The 2,632-nt window shown below is 60.8% G+C and carries 2 protein-coding genes, 1 pseudogene and 1 riboswitch; all 3 genes and pseudogenes read right to left on the bottom strand.

Going from position 1 to position 2,632, the window contains the following annotated elements:
• The coding region (thiD, locus tag VGP75_RS14235; RefSeq protein ID WP_327544297.1) for a bifunctional hydroxymethylpyrimidine kinase/phosphomethylpyrimidine kinase at positions 1-783 on the bottom strand (783 nt) is incomplete at its 3' end.
• Positions 780-1,421 carry a thiamine phosphate synthase gene (gene thiE / locus VGP75_RS14230; protein WP_327544296.1) on the bottom strand — a complete coding sequence of 214 codons (642 nt, stop codon included), beginning with the start codon at positions 1,419-1,421 and terminating at the stop codon, positions 780-782. The genes thiD and thiE, both read right to left, overlap by 4 nt.
• Positions 1,421-2,194, bottom strand: a pseudogene (thiM, locus tag VGP75_RS14225) (hydroxyethylthiazole kinase). Before thiM ends, thiE begins: the two are co-directional and overlap by 1 nt.
• Positions 2,195-2,242: 48 nt before the next feature.
• Positions 2,243-2,331: riboswitch (TPP riboswitch) on the bottom strand.
• Positions 2,332-2,632 lie beyond the last annotated feature (301 nt).

Below are 2,632 nucleotides of genomic sequence, written 5' to 3'. Positions count from 1 at the left end.
AAAATGGTGCGTGGGGCCGTGGCCTTTGCCGACGGACAAATCACCAGACCGTTCAATGGCCTTTGCAACATAGGATTTGGCGGCGGATGCGGCCTGCGCGACGCTGAGCCCTTTGGCGAGATGCGCCGCCAAGGCAGACGAGAGCGTACAACCGGTGCCATGGGTATTTGCCGTTGCGGTGCGCAGGCCCTCAAACCACGTCACATCGTCATTGGTCACAAGGCAATCGGGGCTGTCCGGCCCCTCAAGATGACCGCCCTTCATCAACACTGCCGTCGCACCCAGATCACAGAGCGCCTTGCCTTGCACTGCCATCGCATCACGCGTGGTCGCAGGGGCAACACCCAGCAAATGGGCAGCTTCGGGCAGGTTCGGCGTCGCCACCGCAGCCATAGGCAAAAGCACGTCACGCAGCGTTCGTACTGCGTCCGGTTGCAGCAATGCCGCGCCACCTTTGGCGATCATCACAGGATCAAGCACAATCGGGATCCCTTGATGCCCGGCCAGTGCCTCAGCCACTGCGGACGCAATTTCTGCATTTGCGATCATCCCGATTTTGACAGCATCAACGCGGATATCGGCAAAGATGGCTGCAATCTGGTCTTGGACAAAGGCGGGCGGAACAAGATGGATGCCCGTGACACCCGTGGTATTCTGCGCCGTTAAAGCCGTGACGGCGGCCATCGCAAATGCACCGTTGGCGGAAATCGCCTTGATGTCGGCCTGAATGCCGGCCCCGCCCGACGGGTCGGACCCCGCAATACTCAGCACGTTGGGTATCATGCGCGGCCCTCCGGTTGGAACGTCGCGAATGCACGGGATGCGATGCACGGGTCAGGCTGCCCGCAAATGGCAGAGACAACGGCCATGCCATCTGCACCGCTTGCGAGAACACCGCTGATATGATCGGGCTTCAGACCGCCAATCGCCACGTTCGGCAAGGATGACAGCGCGACCAGCTGCGCCAAACCGTCGAAACCTATCGGCTGCGCATGATCGGTTTTCGTTGCCGTGCCAAACACAGGGCCCAGACCGAGGTAGTCAACCAAAGAGGCGTCAGCATCACGCACCGCTCGCGGCGTTTCGCACGACAGCCCGAGGATTTTGTCCGGACCAAGGATCGCGCGCGCTTGTGCTGGCGAGATATCCCCCTGCCCGATATGCGCGCCATCCGCATTGGCCGCTGCTGCCGCGACCACATCATCATTGATCACCAGCGGCACGCCGGTGCCGTGCAAAGCAGTTTTCAGGGCGACTGCCAGATCGGTCCGCTGGGCGGTCGTGGCGTCTTTGTCGCGCAACTGAACCATGCTCACACCGCCCGCCACAGCGCGGCGCACGGTCTCCACAACGCCGATCCCTGCGCAAAGCCGCGGGTCGGTGACCAGATAGAGACGCAATTGATTTCTGAGGGTCCCCATCAGCCTATGACCTGCGCCAGATCAGCGGGCTGGGCTGCGGCAAGCGCATCAAGGAAATGCATTTGAAAACTACCCGGACCGTGCGCGCGCTTTGCGGCGGCGCTTCCTGCGGCTTTGAAATGCGCGAGGGCCGCAAGGGCTGCATCAAATGCAGGGCCCGTCGCGGCGTAGGCCCCCATTAATGCGGCCTGCGAACAGCCCAGCGCGGTGACCTGTGGCATCAGGGCCGAGCCACCCGAGACCTCTGCCTCTCGCTTGCCATCGGTCAGGTAATCAACGGGGCCAGTGACCGCAACGACCGTGCCGAACTTCACCGCAAGCGCCGTTGCAGCGCCCTGTGCAGCCGTCACACTATCCCCGCTATCAGCCCCTTTTCCGGCACCCGCCTCGCCCGCGAGCGCCAGTATTTCAGACGCATTGCCACGGACAATCGCGGGACGCAGAGACAATAGTTTTTGCGCTGCACCCCGGCGATACTCTGAGACGAAATGCGCGACTGGGTCCAGAACCTATGGGATATTGTGCGTGTTCGCCACACTTGCCGCCTCTGTCATGCTGGCAAACCAGGGTGCTGAAATTGTCCCGATATTGATTGAAAGCGCACCACAGAGGGGCGTGAATTCGGCCACCTCTTCGGCTGCGTGCACCATCGCAGGCGAGGCACCTGCCGCCAAAACGACGTTTGCCGCGATATTCATCGCCACATAGTTCGTCATGCAATGCACGAGGGGTTTTTCGTCTCGTAGGGCTGTCAGAAGATCGGGTGCGGCCATAGTCTTTCCTCTTTTTTGCAGGCAAAAAGAGGGACTGAGTATGCAGCGCAAAGAAACATACGACCTCCCTCCGCCAGCATTATCTGGTTCAGGTTCAAAGGGTACATCTCAGCCTTGCGGCGCCCCTGGTGACGAGATGGCTATTGGTTTTCGCGCCGCGCGTCAAACAGTATGACGCTCTGGCGCGCGCCATGCGGAGATACGCCGCACGTCATGGCCGCATCGTTTCATGCGCACAGCAAACCTTGATGCACTCCGCTGCGGACGGCTGCGTCCCGCCTAGAGCAGCATTACAATTTCGCACAGGCGTCAGGCCATATCTGCAACTGCCGAACAGGATGGGGCTGCCGGCCAAAGGTCTGATGCAATAAGGACCCTAAAGGCAGCCCCCAAAAGAAAACCCCCGGCGGGAACGCCGGAGGTCGGTATGATCTTGAT

This window comes from Yoonia sp., from assembly GCF_036007805.1.
GTDB lineage: Bacteria > Pseudomonadota > Alphaproteobacteria > Rhodobacterales > Rhodobacteraceae > Yoonia.
The sequence above is the reverse complement of the archived record's forward strand: the minus strand, read 5'-3'. Positions and strand labels throughout refer to the sequence as shown.